Raw genomic sequence first — 17,355 nt, forward strand, 5'->3', positions numbered from 1 at the left:
GAAAATAAATCTGACTATCAGGAAATCGTTCGGATTTCGGACGCTCAAAATTGCAAAAGTGTGCTTATATCACCAGCTTGGCGAACTCCCGGAACCGGATTTCGCCCACAAATTCTGGTGAAGAGGCTTGTTTTTTATCTCAACAGCGAGTATTTCTGTCCTGTCAATACAAACAGCAGGATATTTCCGGAGCGCTCCGGAAATTCCCTGCTTTCATCCGTGTGTTCCATTGACTCATCATGATGCTCATAGCCGCAGCCTCCCGGCCGGAAGCGAAACGCCTCCTTCCCGGAAAAACCGGACCGGCAGATGCCGGACACACCCTCTTCCACGGCGGGCGGCGCGGCCCTTCAAGGCGGAAGCAACTATGCCCCCCGTCAATTCCCGGAGGCAGGGTCCGACAAACCGGTACAGCAGCCGCCGAAACGTCACCGACACGGAAACCACAGCCGCACCGCGGGAACAACCGCCGTTCACCGCAATCGCGGCGACTCCTCCGGCATGGACGATCCCGGCCTGCGACACCCGGAACGCGCCGGTACCGGAAGCGGACAAAACCGGCCCGGACGATTCAACCGAATATACCGGCCCGCAGGAGAGAGTCTGCCGTTGTGTCGACAACACCATTGACATCCGATCCCGGGATTATTTTTCCTCTGCAGCGGCCGTACCGTTCTTCTGCAGAACACCGGCTTCAACCAGCTTGTCGATCAGCTGCTGCATCGAATGGAAAGCGCTGAGAAATCCCTGCGGCGGCATAATGATGCGAAGATTCGAAGCCGGGATCGGCGCCTTGCCTTCCTGCTCCGGCTGAAGCGTCACGAAATCAAAACGAATCATGCCGCCGGCAAAATGAATCTGCCCGATACCGTCTGCGAAAACCTCTTGTTTCCTGTCCATTCAGAACGCCTCTCTGTTAGTTGAATTCCCGGTCAAAAACAAAAAAACCGCCCTCCCCGGAAAACAGGGGGAAAGCGGTCTTTGACAAAATAGAATGAATTGCAGAAATAATCTGCAAAAAAGATAGAACGCCCTACATCACAAAGACATATGGCATAAGACTTGCTTGCTTGCTTGCTTGCTTGCTTGCTTGCTTGCTTGCTTGCTTGCTTGCTTGCTTGCTTGCTTGCTTGCTTGCTTGCTTGCTTGCTTGCTTGCTTGCTTGCTTGCTTGCTTGCTTGCTTGCTTGCGCCTCACTTCGTTCGGCGCAAGTTCGCTGAATCCTCAGCGAACCTTCGGGAGCCGGAGATATGGAATCGACAGGGTGAGCGGAACCAGCCGCCCCGGAGACATCTCCGTGCGGCTGAACCGGAAGAAAACGGCACTCTGTGTTTGACCTCATGATCATACTCAAAAAAAGATTCTTATATAAATAATAGTACATTTTTCACGCAGATGCAAGTCAAATATTGAAATAATCCATATTTTTTGTATTATCAGGTGCCAATTGAAAAAGATTCCGCCGATTTTATACTGAAATAACGATACACCCAACCGTTTTCTTCCGATTCGGCTGACATTTAAACGACTAACTCCGGCCACGGCACAAGTCTGTTCGAACCGAAGAAATCATGCATGCAGGAATTGCGAAATCATCGCCCGTTCCTGCCCCCGTTGTTTCTTCAGGTCTCTGCAACCATTTTCGTTTCAGCGGATTTCATCGCTTTTCATTGCATTTCCATGCAATCTCCGGAACGGCCGCGATACCGCCGGGAGAAAACCGCTTATTTGGCGTAACGGTTGTAGTGCCGCCGGAAATCTCGGGGAGAAACGGCGCATTTCTCCTTGAACAGACGCGAGAAATAATACTGATCCTGCCAGCCGCACATGGCGGAAATCTCCTTGACGGTGAAAGCGGTGCTGGTCAGAAGACGCTTCGCGGCAAGTATCCTCGCGTCGATGAGCTCCGCGTAGGGAGACCTGCCGAAAAACTTCCGGTAGAGGACCGAAAACCGCTCCGGGCTCAGATTCACTTCGGCGGCGAGGGAACCGATGCGGAACTCGCGGCGGTACTCCTTCCGCAGGGAATCGCAGATTTTCCGGAACGCCGGGTAATAGTCGCGCTCGCTCGGCGTCATCACGGTCCGGCAGCGCATCTCTTCCGTATAGGCGCGCCGGACGGTCAGCAGCAGCTGGTGCAGCAGCAGCCGGACCGCGGTATCCGAATACCCGTCGGGATTTTCGAGCTCCGCCCGGATCGCCGCGATGCCGGATTCGAGCAGATCCGGCCGCCCGGTCGGCAACAGCGTGTCGTAGGGCAGCTTCAGCTCCGCAACGATCGGCGAAACGACCTCGAAAGCGGCCTTCAGCCAGTCGTTGCGGAACCCCTCGCGGGAACCCGGCACACTGAAATGATACTCCCTGAAGTCGAGACTGTGCAGGATGCAGCATCCCGGCGCGCCGGTTTCGATGCCGTTCCGGGTCAGAATCCGGACGGGAGTGCGGAAACACATGACAAGGCAGGTTTCGTCGATCGCTCCCGGCGAATCGAACCGGAATCCCGGCGCATGACCGGTGTCGATGCCGAGCAGGTGCGGTTGAATCAATTGACGCATACAACGGTTTTCTCCATCATTATAAATCCTTTCTCCATTCCGTTTTCACTAAAATAACGCATAATATCAGCAGACGCAAACAAACGGAAAGTGTATCCAATGAAAAAAATCGGAATCTGTTTCATCGGCTGCGGGAATCATGCCAACCGCTTTGTCTATCCCGCCCTCTCCGGCCTGCCGGACGCGGCGCTGCTGGCGGTCTGTTCACTCGACCCGGAGGAGGCGGAAACGAACCGCCGCAGACACGGCGCGGCACACGCCTACACCGACTACCGGGAAATGATCCGGCGCGAACGGCCGGAGGCGGTGATCGTCGTGGGGCCGCCGCAGCTGCACTTCGAGGCCGGCGCGTTCTGCATCGAATGCGGAATCCCGTTCTATACGGAAAAGCCGTCCGGCGCCGACGTCCGGCAGGCGCGGGAGCTGGCCGGACGGGCGGAAGCGGCCGGAGTCTACGGCCAGGTCGGCTTCATGATGCGTCACAGCGCGGTAATCCGCGAAGCCGGGCGGCTCATGGCGGAGCACCGGACCGGCGCGCCGGAGTACGGCATCGTGCGTTATTTCACCAGCGGCCCCTACCGCTCCGACGAAATCTACGGAATGCCGGGAACGGACGACCTCTCGTTCCTGCGCAGGTACCTGGCCGTTCAGGCGGTCCACCCGGTCAACCTCGCGGCGTCGTTCCTCGGGGATATCGCGGAAGTCACCTCCGAAGTCCGGTTTTCCGGCGAAAACATCCTGACGGAGATCCGGCTGAAGGACGCCGCCGGAAAACGGATGAACGCCCTTCTGCACACCTTCGTCGCGCCGGAATACGGCAACCTGAAATTCGGAACCGAGCTGTTCTTCGCCGACCGCAGCATGATCTTCACCAACGCCTTCGCCTCGCTCGACTACTACCCGCCCGCGCCGTCGCCGCATGGAAATTCACATCACTGGGAATTCGCCGCGTTCGGCAACAGCAACATCAAAATGGGCTACGAAACCGAACTGCGCTATTTCCTCGACTGCGTGCGGGGAAACGAGCCGCGCGAAGGCCTCGCCACGCTCCGGGACAGCCTGAAAACCATGGAAATCCTGGAAACCGTCGCCAACGAACAGGAGAAACGGGAACATGATTCGCAAAATTCTGACATTCAACGGGCTGGATAACGTGTCATTCACCACCGAAGAATACGTTCCGCCGGAGGGCGGCTGCGTGCTCTTCACCGACTTCAGCACGGTCAGCCCCGGAACCGAGCTCTTTTCCATCCGGGAAGGCCGGCCGGTGCAGCCCGGCTACATCCGGACCGGACACACCGCGGACGGACAACACTGTTTCGTCTTCCCGTCGATGGCGGAGAGCTCGGCCGGACACTGCAATCTGCACGCCCCCGGTCCCGGCTCGCTGCTGCTGCCGCTGCCGGACGGGCTGCCGCCGGAACTCGCCGGTTTCCTGCGGTTCATCAACATCGGGCTGCACCCCTTCTGCCGCCGGAAACCTCTGCCGGAACGCGTCGCGGTGATCGGGCTCGGTCCGGTCGGCAACCTCGCCGCCCAGACCTCGAAGCTTCTCGGATGCGACACGACCGGCGTCGATCCGTCGCCCGGACGACGGAAACTCGCGGCCCGGTGCGGAATCGGCCGCGCCATCCCGCCGGAGGATTTCAATACGCGCGAGCGGCAGTTCGATCTGGTCATCGACACGGTCTGCTCTTCCTCCAGTCTGGAAGCCTCCGCGCGAAGCCTGAAGGACGGCGGCGGATGCAGCATGGTCGGCATCGTGAAGGACGGCCCGTTCGCGGCCTCGCAGCTCTGCCGCGAAATCTGGAACCGCGACCTGCATTTCGAATCGGGGTGGGAGATGAAAAATCCACTCTCCCGGACCGAGCAAAATCTGAAGCGCGGCCTGAACTGGGTCCTCGCGGGCGGCTACACGCTGCGCCCGCTGCTCTCCGGCATCGTGGAGCCGGAACCGGAGGCGATCCGCGCCGCCTACCGGAATCTGGCGGACCATCCCGGCGACTGCTTCTGTTACGCGATCGACTGGAGACGGCTTTCCGAACGTTCCTCTCGCCGCAGAGCAGGATATCAATAAGCATCATCCGGATGAATACGGAAGAATTTTCCGGCCGGCCTATTGCCATCGAGCCAGATTTATCATATAATAAATATTCGGAGAGATGCCACGGATGCACGGCCGGCTTCCGCCCCTCTCTCTCCCGACACGGATATCCATGAAACAACCGGAATTCATTCACTCAACCCAAACAGGAGAAAATCATGAACAAACGCCGCTTCACCCTCATCGAACTGCTTGTGGTTATCGCGATCATCGCCATTCTCGCCGGAATCCTTCTGCCGGCGCTGAACCGGGCCCGCGAACGCGGCAGGTCGATCTCCTGCCTGTCGAACCTGAAGCAGCTCGGACAGGGCTTTGAATTCTACGCCATGACCTACAACGACTATTATCCCCGCAGCTACGGCACGATCGGCGGCTACACCGGTACGAATCTCTTCTGGCAGCGTCAGATCTATCCGATGATCTTCTCTTCGCTGAGCGCCGCCGGCAGCGAACTTCAGGCGTTCGCCAAAACCAGGCTCCACTGCCCCTCCGCCCGGCCCGTCGAAGGCGAGTGGCAGGAGTGGACAGTCATCACCTCCTATGCGATGAACGCCTATCTCGGCGGCGTCAACTGGGACAACCACGCATTCCCGGATGACCGCTTCTGCAAGCGGAACAAAATACGAACCCTCTCGCAGGCGTACCTGCTGGCCGAAGACTCTTCCGGCAACACGGGGAACGCCTACTGCCTGTACTCCTACGACTTCAACCTGCCGCCGAAAGTCCAGACGCGCCACACCAACTCCGGCAATTTCCTCTTCGCCGGAGGAAACGCGCGCTCGGTCACAATGGGGGAATTCACCCACTGGGACCAGTGGAACGGGCTTGAGATCGGCCAGGGCGTTTACCATAACTGTTACTGACCCGGCGGTGATTGCCATGAAATCCGGACTCATCTGTATCCTGCTCGCACTCGGTGCCGTTATTTCCGGCGGCGCGGAGGAAAACAATCTCAAATTCTACGCCTCGTTCGACCGTTCCGCGGAGCCGGAGCTCGCCCTCGACGGCGCCGGGCTCCGGGAGGCCGGAAAGCTCTCCTTCGTCGAAGGAAAATACGGGAAAGCGCTTCACTTCAGCCGCAAGGATTCGCCCGGCGACCTGCAGTACAACCTCGGCGGAATTTTCAGCCGGAATGAATGGACGGTCGCCATGTGGGTCAGGCCCGATCAGTCCGGGAATGCGAACTACGGCAGCCGGGAACCGGGGCGTTACCTCTTCCGCACCAACCTCGGCTGGGAGTGCGGCAACCTCTACGCCGGCTTCGACAACTGGGGCAAATTCATCCTGAACCACTTCGACGCGAAAAACCGTTACCGCGGCGTTGCGTTCTCCAGCCTCGGTTTCGCTTCCGGCGAATGGGTTCACCTCGCTTTCGGCTGCCGGAACGGCAAGCACCGGGTCTTCATCAACGGCAATGAAGCCGCCTGCACGAAAAACGAGGATGTCACCGAGCCCGGCCCTCTCCAGACCGTTCTCCGGCTCGGCAGCATGGACTTCCGGGCCGGAGACCAGTTCGAAGGCGCAATCGACGAGTTGAAGCTCTTCGACAAGTGCCTGACCGCGGAAGAGGTCCGGGAAGCGATGGAATCCACACCCGGCAGGGCCCGGCGCAAAACGCTCGTCTACGATCCGTTCGAAGGCGAAACCGCGCCGGCGGGGGCGGGCTCCTTCACGGCCTCGGAACTGGTCTTCCCGGCCGGCGGCGGCGTCAAAATCATCCGCCACGGCTATGACCGGCGCGGCAGCCTCGTGCTGGAGCGGATTCCGGGGCTCGGAGGCCCGGCCGTATCGTTCTCCTGCCGGTTCACGCCGGAATGGAACGGCGCCGACGACCGCGAAACGCACGGAATTCTGTATGCCGACGCGCCCGGCCTGCGCTGCGAGCTGGCCAAACGCGGCGAAAAACTCGCATTCACACTCGCCTCCGGCGGGAACAGACACGAAATCACGCTTGACGCCGCCCCGCTGAAGAAGGGAATCCCCGCAACGATCGCCGCGGGATTCGATCTCGTTTCCGGGGAACTTTACCTGGCGCTCGACGGAACCGTCGAACGGAAACGGACAGCGCCCGCCCCCCCGTCCGCCGCCGGGGCCGCAACCGGAAAACTCGGAGTCGGCGACCTCCCGGATACCGACGTTTACGCCCGGACGCAGGCGGAAGGAACCATCGCGGAGCTCTTCGCGGTCGACGCATTCGTCCTGCCGGACGAGCTTGCCCGTCTCCACGCGGCCGAACGGGCGGCATGGGAACGCAAACGGGCCGGAGAAACCCTCGCCCAGCTCCCGGTCCGGCCGGCGGAACTCCCGCTGTGGTCCCTCAACGGCGCGGAAACCGTCTCGACGGCGACCCGCAGACGAATGACGCTGAATGCACTGTGGCGCTTCCAGCTGACCGCGCCGGACCGGCCGTTCGATGTCCGGAACTGGGAGTATCTCGCCGTTCCGGGCCGGTACAGCGGCCAGGGCAACGGACTGGCCGACTGTGAATTCTACCGCCGGAACGCGCAACTCGCCCGGCTGCCCCGCAATGCGGATTACCACGGCCGGTCGCCCTACGACTATGTGAGCGGTTATTTCGAGCGCGCCTTCCGCGCTGATCCCGCCTGGCGCGGCAGACAGGTCATCTTCCTGCTCGACGAGCTCAGCAGAAGCCAGAAGGGGACGCTCTACCTGAACGGCCGGAAGCTGGCCGACCTGCCGGAAGGCGCCTTTTTCGAAATTCCGCTGCCGGCCGAACGGCTGAAATTCGGAGAGGACAATTTCCTGACCATCCACGCCGTCGACGACGGAGGCTACTGGAACTGGCGCGGAATCAAAGGCGACACCGCGCTTCTCATCAAACCGCCGGTCACGGCGGAATATCCGGGAATCGTCACCTCCGTAACCCGGAAAACCATAACCTTCGAACTGACGCTGCGAAACCGCTCCGCCGCCCCGGCGACTCTCCGCGCCGAAGCGCGAATCGCGGGCGGGGACGCTCCGGACGCCTTTGTCTCTCCGGACGTCACCCTCGCCCCCGGCGAGGAGAAAACGATCTCATTCGGCGGCAGATGGGAGAATCCCAGGCTCTGGAGCCCGGACACCCCCCATCTCTACACTGCGCACTTTCAACTGAAAAGCAGCTCCGGCATCCTCATCGACGAACCGGAGCCGGTCCGCTCTTCGGCTTCCGCGAATTCGAACTGCGCGGACGCGACTACTACCTGAACGGCAGCAGGATTCACCTCTTCAATCACGACGGCTGGGCCAACGCAAGCTCGGACCCCGAAGAAGCGCGCCGCGTCGCCCGGACGCTGAAGCGTCTCGGCTACAACAGCGTACGCACGCTGTTTCCGGTCGAGGCCAAAGACAATTATCCGGACAACATCATGCGCATATGCGACGAAGAGGGGCTGCTTCAGTTCGTGAACCTCGACGGCGTCACCGGCCGGGAGTTCGCAATCTGGAACGATCCGGAGGTCCGCCGGAATCTCGAAACGAGAATGGCCGCATCAATCCGCCGCCGGCGCAACCATCCTTCCTGCGTCATGTACTTTCTTTCCAGCAACTTCCTCGGTTACGGCTGGGATTACCATCCGCTGAAGATGGCCGACGGCTATCTGCCCGCGTTCCAGAAAAGCCGGGCCGGCATCTGCTCCGAGGCCGTGAAGATCATGCGGAAATACGATCCGTCCCGCCCGTTCTTCTTCCAGGCGGGCGGCAATTTCGGGCCGGTCATCACCAGCAACGCCTACTTCTGCTGGTGGCCGCAGGCCGAGCGCAACGCATGGCCGGAGGTCTGGAGCGCCATCGGAACAAAACCGCTGCACATCATCGAAACCGGATTCCCCTACATCCGGTCGTTCTACGGCATGGACCTGCAGTATCCCGGGGAAAAACCGCTGTTCTACCATGAAAACCTCGCGCGTTACTACGGCCCCGCCGTCTACCGGGATTCCGACCGGGAAATGCTTGCCTCCACCGCCGCCTCGACGCAGGGCAAAGCGGCCGAGGTCTACTATGACGCCCCCTGGCACCAGAAGCTCCGGAGCGACCTGCTCCGGGAAACAATCCCCCTCTGGCGCAGCTTCGGAATTTCCGGCATCTGCCCGTTTTCCGAAATCCACTATGCGTTCCGGAAACATGCACCGCACCGGACCAGCCACACCGCCAAAGCATGGGAGGTGGAGGCTCCGGAATTCCGCCGCTTCGGCTGGACCCCCGACCTGCGGAAAATCCAGTATCAGAGCGATATCGACTCCAGCCGGCCGCTGCCCGCCGCTTCGGCGCTGGCGGACGCTCTCGCTCCCCGGCTCACCCTCCTCGACGGAGGGGCCGCCGCGCCGAGCGACAGACGCCGCAACTACTTCGGCGGCGAAACGCTCCGGAAAGGGCTCACGCTGATCAACGACACGCAGGCGGAAACCCGTTTCGAAACCGGCTGGCGGCTGCTTGACGCGGCGGGAAAAACCGTCGCCGGGAACCGGAAAGGAGAGCTCCTCGCCCCCGGGGAAACCGCCCGGCTGCCGGTTGAAGTCAAACTGCCGGCGGTCGCCTCGCGCAGCAGCTTCCGGCTGACCGCCGCCGGCGCGGCGCGTGCCCTCGAAATCACCGTATTCCCGCGCCCGGCGGCGCGGCGGGCGGACTCCGTCGCCCTGTACGACGAAAAGGGATTGACCGCCGCCGCGCTGCAGGCCGCCGGGATCACCTGCCGCAACGCGATCGGGCTCGACACGCTTGACGGCATCACCCTGCTCACCATCGGCCGCGAGAGCCTGACGCCGGAGTTCGCATCCTTCGCCCTCCGGATGCACCTGAAAGAAAGGATCGACGCCGGAAAACTCAACGTCCTGTTTTTCGAACAAACCCCCGAAGCGCTTGCCGGGCTCGGGCTGCGCGCCAGACCGGTCTACGCCCGCGAGGTGTTCCTCTCCCCTGCCCTGTCCCTGCCCGGCCTCTCGGACGGCGACTGCCGGGATTGGGCCGGAAACGGAACGCTCGCGCCGTCGGAGCAGCCGCCCGCGCCGGAAACCGAAGAAAGCGTCGCCAGCCCGCTCTGGCACTGGAGCAACCGCAATATGGTCGCAAGTTATCCGCTTCGCCGCCCCGTGGAAGGCGACTGCCGGATTCTCGCCGCCTGCGGCATGGATTTGCTCTATACGCCGCTGCTCGAAATGCGTTCGGGCGCGGGGCGGATCGTCTTCTGCCAGCTCGAGATCTCCGGCCGGAGCGAGCCGGACCCGGCGGCACTGCTTGTCGCCTCGGGCCTCGTCACGGCCTATGCCGCCCCGAACCCGGAAAGAGGGGAAACGGAATTCCTTGCGCCGGCCGCCGTCACCCCGGCGGAGACGGCCGGTTATCTCGAAAAAGTCCGGAACGGCGCCGTCCTGCTCGCACCGCCCGGCAGCGGCCCGCTTTTCGGCCTGCGCGAAAAGACGGAAAACGTCAACCGGTTCGCCTTCACTCCGGCCGGGAAAGCCCACTGGCCGGACCTGACGGAACGGGACGGCTTTCTGCGTGCGCCGCAGACGCTCACCGTGCTCTCCGGCAAAGGACTCATCCCGCTGACCCTCCCGGCCTTCGCAGCCGAACTCCGGTATGGCCGGGGCAGAATCATCTTTCTGGAAACCCCTGCCGATCCGCAGCGCGAAGAGAGAGAACGCGGCCGGAAAAACGGCCCGGATTCCTCTGCGGAATGGAGCGCCGAGATTCTGGCGGAACGCTTCGCCCAGCTCAGAAACCGGATCATCGCCGCCAACAACCCCGGACTGCCCTCGACGGCGGAACGGCTCGAACGCCCGCTCGCCGCCGGGCAGCAGCTTGATTTAAGCGGCCGCTGGGAGTTCAAAGCCGGAGACGGCGGAAAGCCGGAAACGGTCGTCGTCCCCGGCTTCTACAACCTCCAGCTGCCGCACCACGAAGGATTCGTCGGAATTGCCGAATATCGCCGGACAGTCACGCTGCCGGAACATTTCCGCGGCCGGGAACTGCTCCTGGACCTCGGCGCAGTCGACGACCTCGACGAAAGCTTCGTCAACGGCGTGAAAATCGGAGCGACGGGCGAGGAGACTGCCGGATACTGGGCTGCCCGGCGGCGCTATCCGGTCCCTGCCGATCTCACGCAGTCCGGCAGGCTCGATATCGTCATCCGGGCGGAAAACCTGCGCGGGAACGGCGGCATCACCGGCCATGCCCGCCTCCTGCTGCCGGAAAAAGACGAAGACGCATCCGAGTATCCCTATACCGGGCTGAACGCCCGGTACGACACCGAAACCCACGTCCGCTGGTAAGCGGCCGCCGCGCGGATCAGAGGTCCTGAACCGCATGATCCGCCGGCAGGTCGCAGCCGGACCAGATCTTCACGGAGCTCCACGGTTCGGCCGGGGCGCTCCAGAATTCGTCGCTCTCCGGCAGGCCGAGCGGCAGGAAGGCCGTCGAAGCCAGGTAGAGGCTGCCGGTCGAAATGTATATCTCGCCGAGTCCCGGCTGGTGGCCGCAGAGGCCGATCCGGAGCCAGCCGTTTTCATCCCGGGTCCCGGGGGCATCCAGCGTGCGGGCGATGACGGCGGAAAGCGCTTCGCGGACGGCGGACGGATGCAGCTCCTCCGGCAGTTCCCGGCGCAGCGCGATCGCCGCCAGCGCCTGAAACGCGCCGCAGCGGTAGGCGATGGAGCGCCCGACCGCCGGAAACGACCCGTCCGGCGCGATCAGCCGCTCCTGAATCGCCGCATACCGGCGCATCCGGCGCAGAACCCGGGAGCGGAGAAGCTCCCACTCCTCCGCGTCACCGGCAATCGTCTCGACGACGTCCAGCATCATCGGCTGGATGACAAAACTGTTGTAATAGTCGAAAGCGAAGTTGCGCCCGTCGCCGTAAACGCCGTCCCCCTTGAACCACTGGTCATGCTGGCGCAGCGCATACGCCATGCGGGTCGAATCGGCCGGAAAGCCCATCTTCCGCAGCGCCGCCTCGACCATCGCGGAGAAAAGCAGCCAGTTATTCGGCCCCGGCGTGATGACCCGGGAGCGGATCAGCAGATCGGCCGTCAGCTTCCGCAGCTCCGGCGTCATGCCGCCGATGAGCCGCCGCGGGGCGCGCACCAGCGCGTGCGCGAAAAACGCGGTGTCCACCAGCAGCTGCAGATTCGGTTTCGGCTCGTCCGGCGGCGCCCAGAGGTAATCGGGGGAAGCCGGATCGACCGCCGCGGCGACCGCCTCAAGCGTCAGCTCCGCATACCGGCGGCGCAGGGCGCCTTCATCCGAGCCGTCCGGCCCGAGTTCAAGCCACGGCGCAATGCCGCAGAGCAGCCGCCCGAACGCCTCCATATGGGTGCAGTCGGAACGGGGCGCCGCGGACTCGACCGGCATCGCCTGTTTCAAAACCCTCTGCCGAAGCGCCTCCAGAACCGGGTCGGCCATGCGCCGCAGCTGCCGGACCCACTCCTCCCGCCGATTGTTCGCCATTGTCAACGACCTCTCTTTTCATTGGTGACAGGCACACAGTGTACGAAGAAACCCGAAACCGTAACGGTTCCGGGGCATAAAACGTTTTTTCACCTCTTCAAATCCGCCCGGCCCTCTCCGCTTCAGAGTTGAAATCCGTCGCCGGAGATGACCTTCAGCTGACCGGCCTCCCCTTTCAGCGGAGCCGGGGCGATATGGAATGCGGGCGAAACGGGGCCGAGCTCCGCCGGAGCCGACGCGACCATCTGGCCGTTGATATAGAGCCGCCGGCCTTCCCAGCCGGCCGCGTAGGTCATGCGGGTCCACCGGCCCGGCGGCACGGCTTCATTGGTGCCGATGGGCTCAAGCCACTTCTGCCCCTGCCGGACCCGGTGACGCACCGAGGGGCGTCCCTCGGCGTCGAGCCGGAACTCAAGCGTCAGGAAAGAGCGGTCCAGATCTCCGCCGGTCAGAATCGTTTTGCCGAAATCCTCCTTCTCCGGGCGGAACCAGTAATCGACCGCGCCGGAGAGGTCGCGGACGCCGGTCGCCAGGCGTTCCCCGCGCACCGCAGCTTCCGCGGAGGGTTCGGCCTGCCACGGCCCGGCGGCATCCGGAGCCGGCAGGAGCACCCCGAGAACCTTCCAGTTCTCCGGCTTGGCGGCTTCCGGAATCAGGTACTCGACCGCCGGGCCGGATACGAGACGGTCGCCGGGCCGATAAACGCCGATGCGTTTCTGCCCGGTCATCGTGACGCGGGAAAACATGCCGAATCCGGCCGGAACCCGCCATTCGTGCTCCTTTTCGTCGTCGCTCCAATGCGCATACCGTTTTTCCCCGGAAGACGAGACAAACTCAAGCAGAAAGCGGTTCGGATTCTCCTCCGCCCCGATCCGGCGCGAGAACCGGAAGCCGGCGAGCGCCTTCGCCACCGTCTTGAGAGCGACAGCGGCCGGCTTCTCCATCAGGAACGGCGGCGAAGTGAAGAGCCCGTAGTTGTGTTCGCTGTTGGTCGCGTCGCCGCCGTCGTTCCAGAGGTCATAATAGATCCGGCCATAAGCGAAAGCAGCGCCGCGCGCGGCACGCGCAGAGCCTGCCCGTTCTCGCCGTCGTGCTGGGTTGCGCTGAATCCCCATTCGCTGCAGACGATCGGCGGCAGTTCGCGGCCGGGACCGCGGTATTTCCGCATCAGTTCGCGCAGCACGGCGACATCGTCGAGCACCTCCTCCGGCCGGTGGCGGCGGTACGGGTGGAAGCTCACGGCATCGACATAATCGAACAATCCGGCCTTGAAGCAGGCCTCCATGTATTCCGGGGCGACGCGGTAAGCCGACGGGCCGAGAATCACAGCCTGAGGGTCCGCCTCGCGCATCGCCGGAACCGCGGCTTTCACCAGTTCCATGTACTCGCCCGGATCGTTGCCGGGCCAGAAGCCGCTGTTGTTCGGCTCGTTCCAGATCTCCCAGATCACGTCATGCCCGGCGTAACGCCGCACCAGCGCGGCGGCATAGGCGGAGTAGGCCCGGCGCCCGGCCTCGGAAATCACTTTCTGCTCCGGCTCGTAGAGTTTGTTCGCATAATCGATGATGGCGAGCACGCGCAGGCCGCGCGCTTTCGCATCGTTCATGAGCTTATCGACCTGCGAGAAGTCATAGACTCCCTTTTCCCGCTCGACGCGATCCCAGGTGATGTCCATGCGGAGCCATCGCATATCGAGCGACTTCAGCGCATCCATGCCGGACTCATGGTCGAAGAAATGGATGTTGACCCCCATCCCCTCCGGAACAATGCGGTTCCGGTCGAACAGTTCACTGCCGCGAAAATCGGCGGCAGCCAGCATGCAGCCGGCTGCCATGCTGGCAAGAAATATCGGAAACTTCATTCTGATTTCCCCGGATATCGATTACTGACAACGGAGCTTTCCTCCGGACAACCGGCATACGGAACAACGAAATCACGATATTCCACGAATGCCGCACCTTCCTTTAACATGAATCCAAAGACAATTGATGTCAAGCAGCCTCATGCAAAAATTGCGTCATTTTCCAACTCTCCGGTCCGGCGGTAAAAGATCCGGATAAAATAAGAATTGTTCTTGATTATATCTTAAATGAATACTATATTGATTCAGATTCAAAATTCAAAATCATTCAAACCGGATTGTCATGCCTCCCGAGATACATGCGGAACCGACAACACCCGTTACGACTCCCGGGTGGGAGCGCACGGACATTTTCATCTGTGAAAAAGGCGGAAGGATTCCGGACTTCGACTGGCCGGAAGGCGCAATGATTCCGCAGGAAGCGCTGCCGGAAAGGTCACCCATATGGAGATCCGGATCGTCGGACTTTGCGGACAGTGTTCAGCCGCCGGGCGGCAAAAACAGTTGTTTCCCCTAACCATAATCAACAGAAGGGACGGAAAACATGAGAAGCATCACGAAGTTCGAGCTGCAGTACGCGCACCGATTCTACAAATTCCAGGGGGAGGCCCAGTATCTGCACGGCCACACCGGCGTCCTGACGATTGAGGTAGAGGATGCCATCGAGCCCGGCGTCAACATGGTTTATCCCTGCAACGAGATTCAGAAAGTCGCCTGGAACGTGCTGAAAAACTTCGACCACGCCCTGGTCCTGCGGGAAGACGACCCGCTGCTTCCGGCCATCCTCGACGTCTACGAGAAGCAGGGGATCAGGAACGGCGCTCCCGCCAACAAGATGAAGGGGGAAGCTTTCCGGACCGGGCTTGCAACCGCCTATCCCGACTGCCGCCTGGTCGTCACCAAAGAGACCATGACGGTCGAAGGCATGATCAAGATCGTCTACGATCTGCTGAAGGACAAGCTCAACATCGCGAAGATCACCTTCACCAGCGGCGTCAATGCCGCCGCGCAGGAGTACGCGCCGGGCAAAACGATCGACCGCTGCCCGCTCTGCGGCGTCGCCCTGATCGACGGCGTCTGCCCGAAGTGCGGATACAGGAAGCACTGATCCGGCAGCACCGGTTCCGGACAGGTCATGCTGCGCCGAATACCATTCGCCCCGACCTGCCTTTCCGCTTTCCCGGCGGAAAGACAGGTCGGGGCGGACTTCATGCAAGAACCGGATTCACTCCGGTCACAGAAACCGGCCGGAAGGGAAACTGAGTTACCCTGACTTAACACGTTTCGGCATAAAACATCTGAAAAAAGCTGAATTGCAAATATCAATAAACTGCACTTGATCTCGGAAATTACAAGTGTTCAGCCGGGAAATAGAATTTATATTGGTAAAACGACTGTGCATGTGCTCTTCCTCGAAAATCGAATTTCAACATTGAGTTAAGATTTCCAAATTTCCCGATTGGATTGCCGGGATCGCTTTCCGTATCCGTTCATCCGGCCAGTTCCACCATTGCAGCTCCAACATGCGTGCCACAGTTGCTTCATCAAAACGCCTGCGGATCGGCTTTGCCGGCACTCCTCCGACAATCGTATAGGGCGGAACATCTTTGGTTACCACGGCACGCGTCCCTACGATGGCTCCGTCACCTATCGAAACGCCGGCGAGAATGACCGCCTCATAACCGATCCAGACATCGTTTCCTATGATGATGTCGCCTTTGTTGTCCCAGGCCGAAGCCACCTCTTTCCGCTCAAGTCCCCATTCTTCAAAAAAAATCGGGAACGGATAGGTCGAGAGTGAATGCAGCGTATGGTTCGCGCTGTTGAAGATGAATTTTGCTCCGCAGGCAATCGAACAGAATTTGCCGATGATCAATTTATCATGGTTGACCGGATACTGATACAATACATTGTTTTTCTCGAATAATACCGGATCATTGACGAAATCATTGTAGATCGTATATTCGCCGACCTGAATATTCGGATTCGTAATGACCTTTTTCAGATAAACCGTTTGGGTATCCCCGGTTCTGGGAAAGACGGCATGATTCATTTTCAGACAACTCCTTTGCTTTTTCCGGATTTCGGCTTTGGCGGCCAGGTCGAACAACATGGTTCGGCATTCAGCTGATATTCATCATCAATCAGATATCCCGAGAAGTGAGAATGGTTCCGCCGTCCCGTTTCATGGAAACCGGCACGTTCATACATTATTTTGCGCGAAATCATCAGGTCGCCGGCCGCGACAATAATTTTGCGCGGATTGTCGAAAAAAATCTGGCAGCATATCAAACAACATGCCGCGTGGAAAATCGGGGCTCCTTTCAAAATGACACTTCATTTTTGCCCGATGATCATCGTACTCATGCCGTTTTCATTGCCGGAATGCGGGAGCGCGACAAAACCGCAATGCTGATAAAAATCCCGTTGTCCTTCCGCCGCAAACAGTTCACAGCTTGCCCGCCAGCCGTCCGGAACGTCCCGGGCGATCCACTGCTGAACGGCCAGCATCAGGAACGTTCCTGCACCTTGCTTCTGAAATTCCGGCAGGACAACGACTTCCCGCACCATATACGCCATGGCGCGATCACCGATCAGTCGAGCCATGCCGATCAATGTTCCCCCATTGTAAAGTGAAAATGTGACCAATGAGTTCCGCAGCGCCGCGGCGCTCTGCTTTTCGGACGGCATTTCCCAGCCGGCCGCACATCCCAGGCGGTTGAATTCCGACGCGGTCAGAACATCGGTTTTGACGGAATAATGTTCCGTTCCAAGCAGTTTGACCGGAATCCAGATCCGGCAGAGATAGTCGTCTTTCTGCGAATCCTCCGGAGTTTCGCAGCAGCCGTACTCCTCAATATCCATGCCGTAAATGCGTTCCAGACCGCCCGGCCACTCCTTTTCGATTTCAGGATAGGTGCTCTGAATGGACTTGGGAAGAGCGCCGCGGGCTTCGACCTTCAGCCACGTTTGCGCGGGAATGGTGCGTACTTCAAAGCCGTCCGGTATTCTCGTCAGATCGGGACAGTTGAAAACGTGACAGACCGTTGCGCCGTCAGGCTTTTGCTCCACTTCGCAACGATTGCCGATGCCGTAATGGAATGTTCCGTCGGCGCTGCCGCCAAAACAGATGCCGAATTGTCCGCAGGCGATTGCGCCATTGCCGCTCCGGTAGTATTCCTCCCAGAATTTCGGAATTTCCTCCGCGGCATTTTTTGCATCAAACGACCGAATTTTCGCTAAAACGGTGAACTCCGGTACACACTCTATTCTGTAATTCATTTCTTACGATCCTGTTTTTGCAAATTTTCAGCGGCATATGCGGTTCGCACCGGCGGTCGGTGGGAATGATGCCGCGACAGGCTTGCGCCGCGTCGTTGACGATCTCATAA

Annotated in this window: 14 protein-coding genes; 7 read left to right on the forward strand and 7 right to left on the reverse strand. The window is 60.6% G+C overall.

The annotated features are described in order from the left end of the window. A partial coding sequence (locus FYJ85_RS23385) for a hypothetical protein (RefSeq protein WP_206213358.1) occupies nt 1–243 on the forward strand: 243 nt, incomplete at its 5' end. Between the two features lie 402 nt (nt 244–645). Here FYJ85_RS23385 and FYJ85_RS20595 read toward each other — a convergent pair. After that, on the reverse strand, nt 646–900 hold the full coding sequence (locus FYJ85_RS20595) for a hypothetical protein (protein ID WP_106052642.1): 255 nt from the start codon (nt 898–900) through the stop codon (nt 646–648). An 824-nt stretch (nt 901–1,724) separates the two neighbouring features. After that, entirely contained in the window at nt 1,725–2,555 is an 831-nt protein-coding gene (locus FYJ85_RS20600; RefSeq protein WP_154420603.1) for a helix-turn-helix transcriptional regulator, read from the reverse strand. A gap of 99 nt (nt 2,556–2,654) precedes the next feature. Between FYJ85_RS20600 and FYJ85_RS20605 the strand changes: the two genes are divergently transcribed. The 5 genes from FYJ85_RS20605 (at nt 2,655) to FYJ85_RS23900 (ending at nt 10,928) form a co-directional block, all read left to right on the forward strand. Further along, on the forward strand, nt 2,655–3,707 hold the full coding sequence (locus FYJ85_RS20605) for a Gfo/Idh/MocA family protein (RefSeq protein WP_106052645.1): 1,053 nt from the start codon (nt 2,655–2,657) through the stop codon (nt 3,705–3,707). Beyond that, on the forward strand, nt 3,670–4,632 hold the full coding sequence (locus FYJ85_RS20610; RefSeq protein ID WP_154420604.1) for a zinc-binding dehydrogenase: 963 nt from the start codon (nt 3,670–3,672) through the stop codon (nt 4,630–4,632). The genes FYJ85_RS20605 and FYJ85_RS20610 overlap by 38 nt, the downstream gene beginning before the upstream one ends. Before the next feature lie 185 nt (nt 4,633–4,817). Beyond that, complete coding sequence (locus FYJ85_RS20615) at nt 4,818–5,522, forward strand: prepilin-type N-terminal cleavage/methylation domain-containing protein (protein WP_106052647.1); 705 nt, start codon at nt 4,818–4,820, stop codon at nt 5,520–5,522. Nucleotides 5,523–5,538: 16 nt separating this feature from the next. Continuing rightward, a complete protein-coding gene (locus FYJ85_RS20620) occupies nt 5,539–7,866 on the forward strand; it encodes a LamG domain-containing protein (RefSeq protein WP_206213359.1) in 2,328 nt (775 codons plus the stop codon). A gap of 11 nt (nt 7,867–7,877) precedes the next feature. Beyond that, nucleotides 7,878–10,928: a glycoside hydrolase family 2 TIM barrel-domain containing protein gene (locus FYJ85_RS23900; RefSeq protein ID WP_338116714.1), complete on the forward strand. Its 3,051-nt coding sequence runs from the start codon at nt 7,878–7,880 to the stop codon at nt 10,926–10,928. 16 nt (nt 10,929–10,944) lie between these two features. Here FYJ85_RS23900 and FYJ85_RS20630 read toward each other — a convergent pair whose 3' ends face one another. The 3 genes from FYJ85_RS20630 to FYJ85_RS20640 all read right to left on the reverse strand — a co-directional run bounded on the left by FYJ85_RS20630 (nt 10,945) and on the right by FYJ85_RS20640 (nt 13,963). Continuing rightward, a complete protein-coding gene (locus FYJ85_RS20630; RefSeq protein ID WP_154420607.1) occupies nt 10,945–12,102 on the reverse strand; it encodes a DUF2264 domain-containing protein in 1,158 nt (385 codons plus the stop codon). A 122-nt stretch (nt 12,103–12,224) separates the two neighbouring features. After that, a complete protein-coding gene (locus FYJ85_RS24345) occupies nt 12,225–13,046 on the reverse strand; it encodes a LamG-like jellyroll fold domain-containing protein (RefSeq protein WP_154420608.1) in 822 nt (273 codons plus the stop codon). Next, nucleotides 13,046–13,963 (reverse strand): cellulase family glycosylhydrolase, encoded by a 918-nt coding sequence (locus tag FYJ85_RS20640; protein WP_154420609.1) that lies wholly within the window; start codon nt 13,961–13,963, stop codon nt 13,046–13,048. Before FYJ85_RS20640 ends, FYJ85_RS24345 begins: the two co-directional genes overlap by 1 nt. Before the next feature lie 544 nt (nt 13,964–14,507). Here FYJ85_RS20640 and FYJ85_RS20645 point away from each other — a divergent pair. Beyond that, complete coding sequence (locus FYJ85_RS20645; protein WP_154420610.1) at nt 14,508–15,071, forward strand: 6-pyruvoyl trahydropterin synthase family protein; 564 nt, start codon at nt 14,508–14,510, stop codon at nt 15,069–15,071. Nucleotides 15,072–15,389: 318 nt separating this feature from the next. Here FYJ85_RS20645 and FYJ85_RS20650 read toward each other — a convergent pair whose 3' ends face one another. Both FYJ85_RS20650 and FYJ85_RS20655 read right to left on the reverse strand, forming a co-directional pair. Further along, nucleotides 15,390–16,016 (reverse strand): CatB-related O-acetyltransferase, encoded by a 627-nt coding sequence (locus FYJ85_RS20650; protein WP_106052652.1) that lies wholly within the window; start codon nt 16,014–16,016, stop codon nt 15,390–15,392. Nucleotides 16,017–16,300: 284 nt separating this feature from the next. Then, entirely contained in the window at nt 16,301–17,245 is a 945-nt protein-coding gene (locus FYJ85_RS20655; protein ID WP_154420611.1) for a GNAT family N-acetyltransferase, read from the reverse strand. Between the last annotated feature and the right edge of the window lie 110 nt (nt 17,246–17,355).

The sequence above is a fragment of the Victivallis lenta genome, from assembly GCF_009695545.1.
GTDB lineage: Bacteria > Verrucomicrobiota > Lentisphaeria > Victivallales > Victivallaceae > Victivallis > Victivallis lenta.

Excerpts from the sequence above, each read along its gene's own strand:
- FYJ85_RS20605 (WP_106052645.1), top strand. The coding sequence starts at position 2,655 with ATGAAAAAAATCGGAATCTGTTTCATCGGCTGCGGGAATCATGCCAAC.
- FYJ85_RS20615 (WP_106052647.1), top strand. The coding sequence starts at position 4,818 with ATGAACAAACGCCGCTTCACCCTCATCGAACTGCTTGTGGTTATCGCG.
- FYJ85_RS20595 (WP_106052642.1), bottom strand. The coding sequence starts at position 900 with ATGGACAGGAAACAAGAGGTTTTCGCAGACGGTATCGGGCAGATTCAT.
- FYJ85_RS20620 (WP_206213359.1), top strand. The coding sequence starts at position 5,539 with ATGAAATCCGGACTCATCTGTATCCTGCTCGCACTCGGTGCCGTTATT.
- FYJ85_RS20640 (WP_154420609.1), bottom strand. The coding sequence starts at position 13,963 with ATGAAGTTTCCGATATTTCTTGCCAGCATGGCAGCCGGCTGCATGCTG.
- FYJ85_RS20655 (WP_154420611.1), bottom strand. The coding sequence starts at position 17,245 with ATGAATTACAGAATAGAGTGTGTACCGGAGTTCACCGTTTTAGCGAAA.
- FYJ85_RS24345 (WP_154420608.1), bottom strand. The coding sequence starts at position 13,046 with ATGGAGAAGCCGGCCGCTGTCGCTCTCAAGACGGTGGCGAAGGCGCTC.
- FYJ85_RS20650 (WP_106052652.1), bottom strand. The coding sequence starts at position 16,016 with ATGAATCATGCCGTCTTTCCCAGAACCGGGGATACCCAAACGGTTTAT.
- FYJ85_RS20630 (WP_154420607.1), bottom strand. The coding sequence starts at position 12,102 with ATGGCGAACAATCGGCGGGAGGAGTGGGTCCGGCAGCTGCGGCGCATG.
- FYJ85_RS20610 (WP_154420604.1), top strand. The coding sequence starts at position 3,670 with ATGATTCGCAAAATTCTGACATTCAACGGGCTGGATAACGTGTCATTC.
- FYJ85_RS20600 (WP_154420603.1), bottom strand. The coding sequence starts at position 2,555 with ATGCGTCAATTGATTCAACCGCACCTGCTCGGCATCGACACCGGTCAT.
- FYJ85_RS20645 (WP_154420610.1), top strand. The coding sequence starts at position 14,508 with ATGAGAAGCATCACGAAGTTCGAGCTGCAGTACGCGCACCGATTCTAC.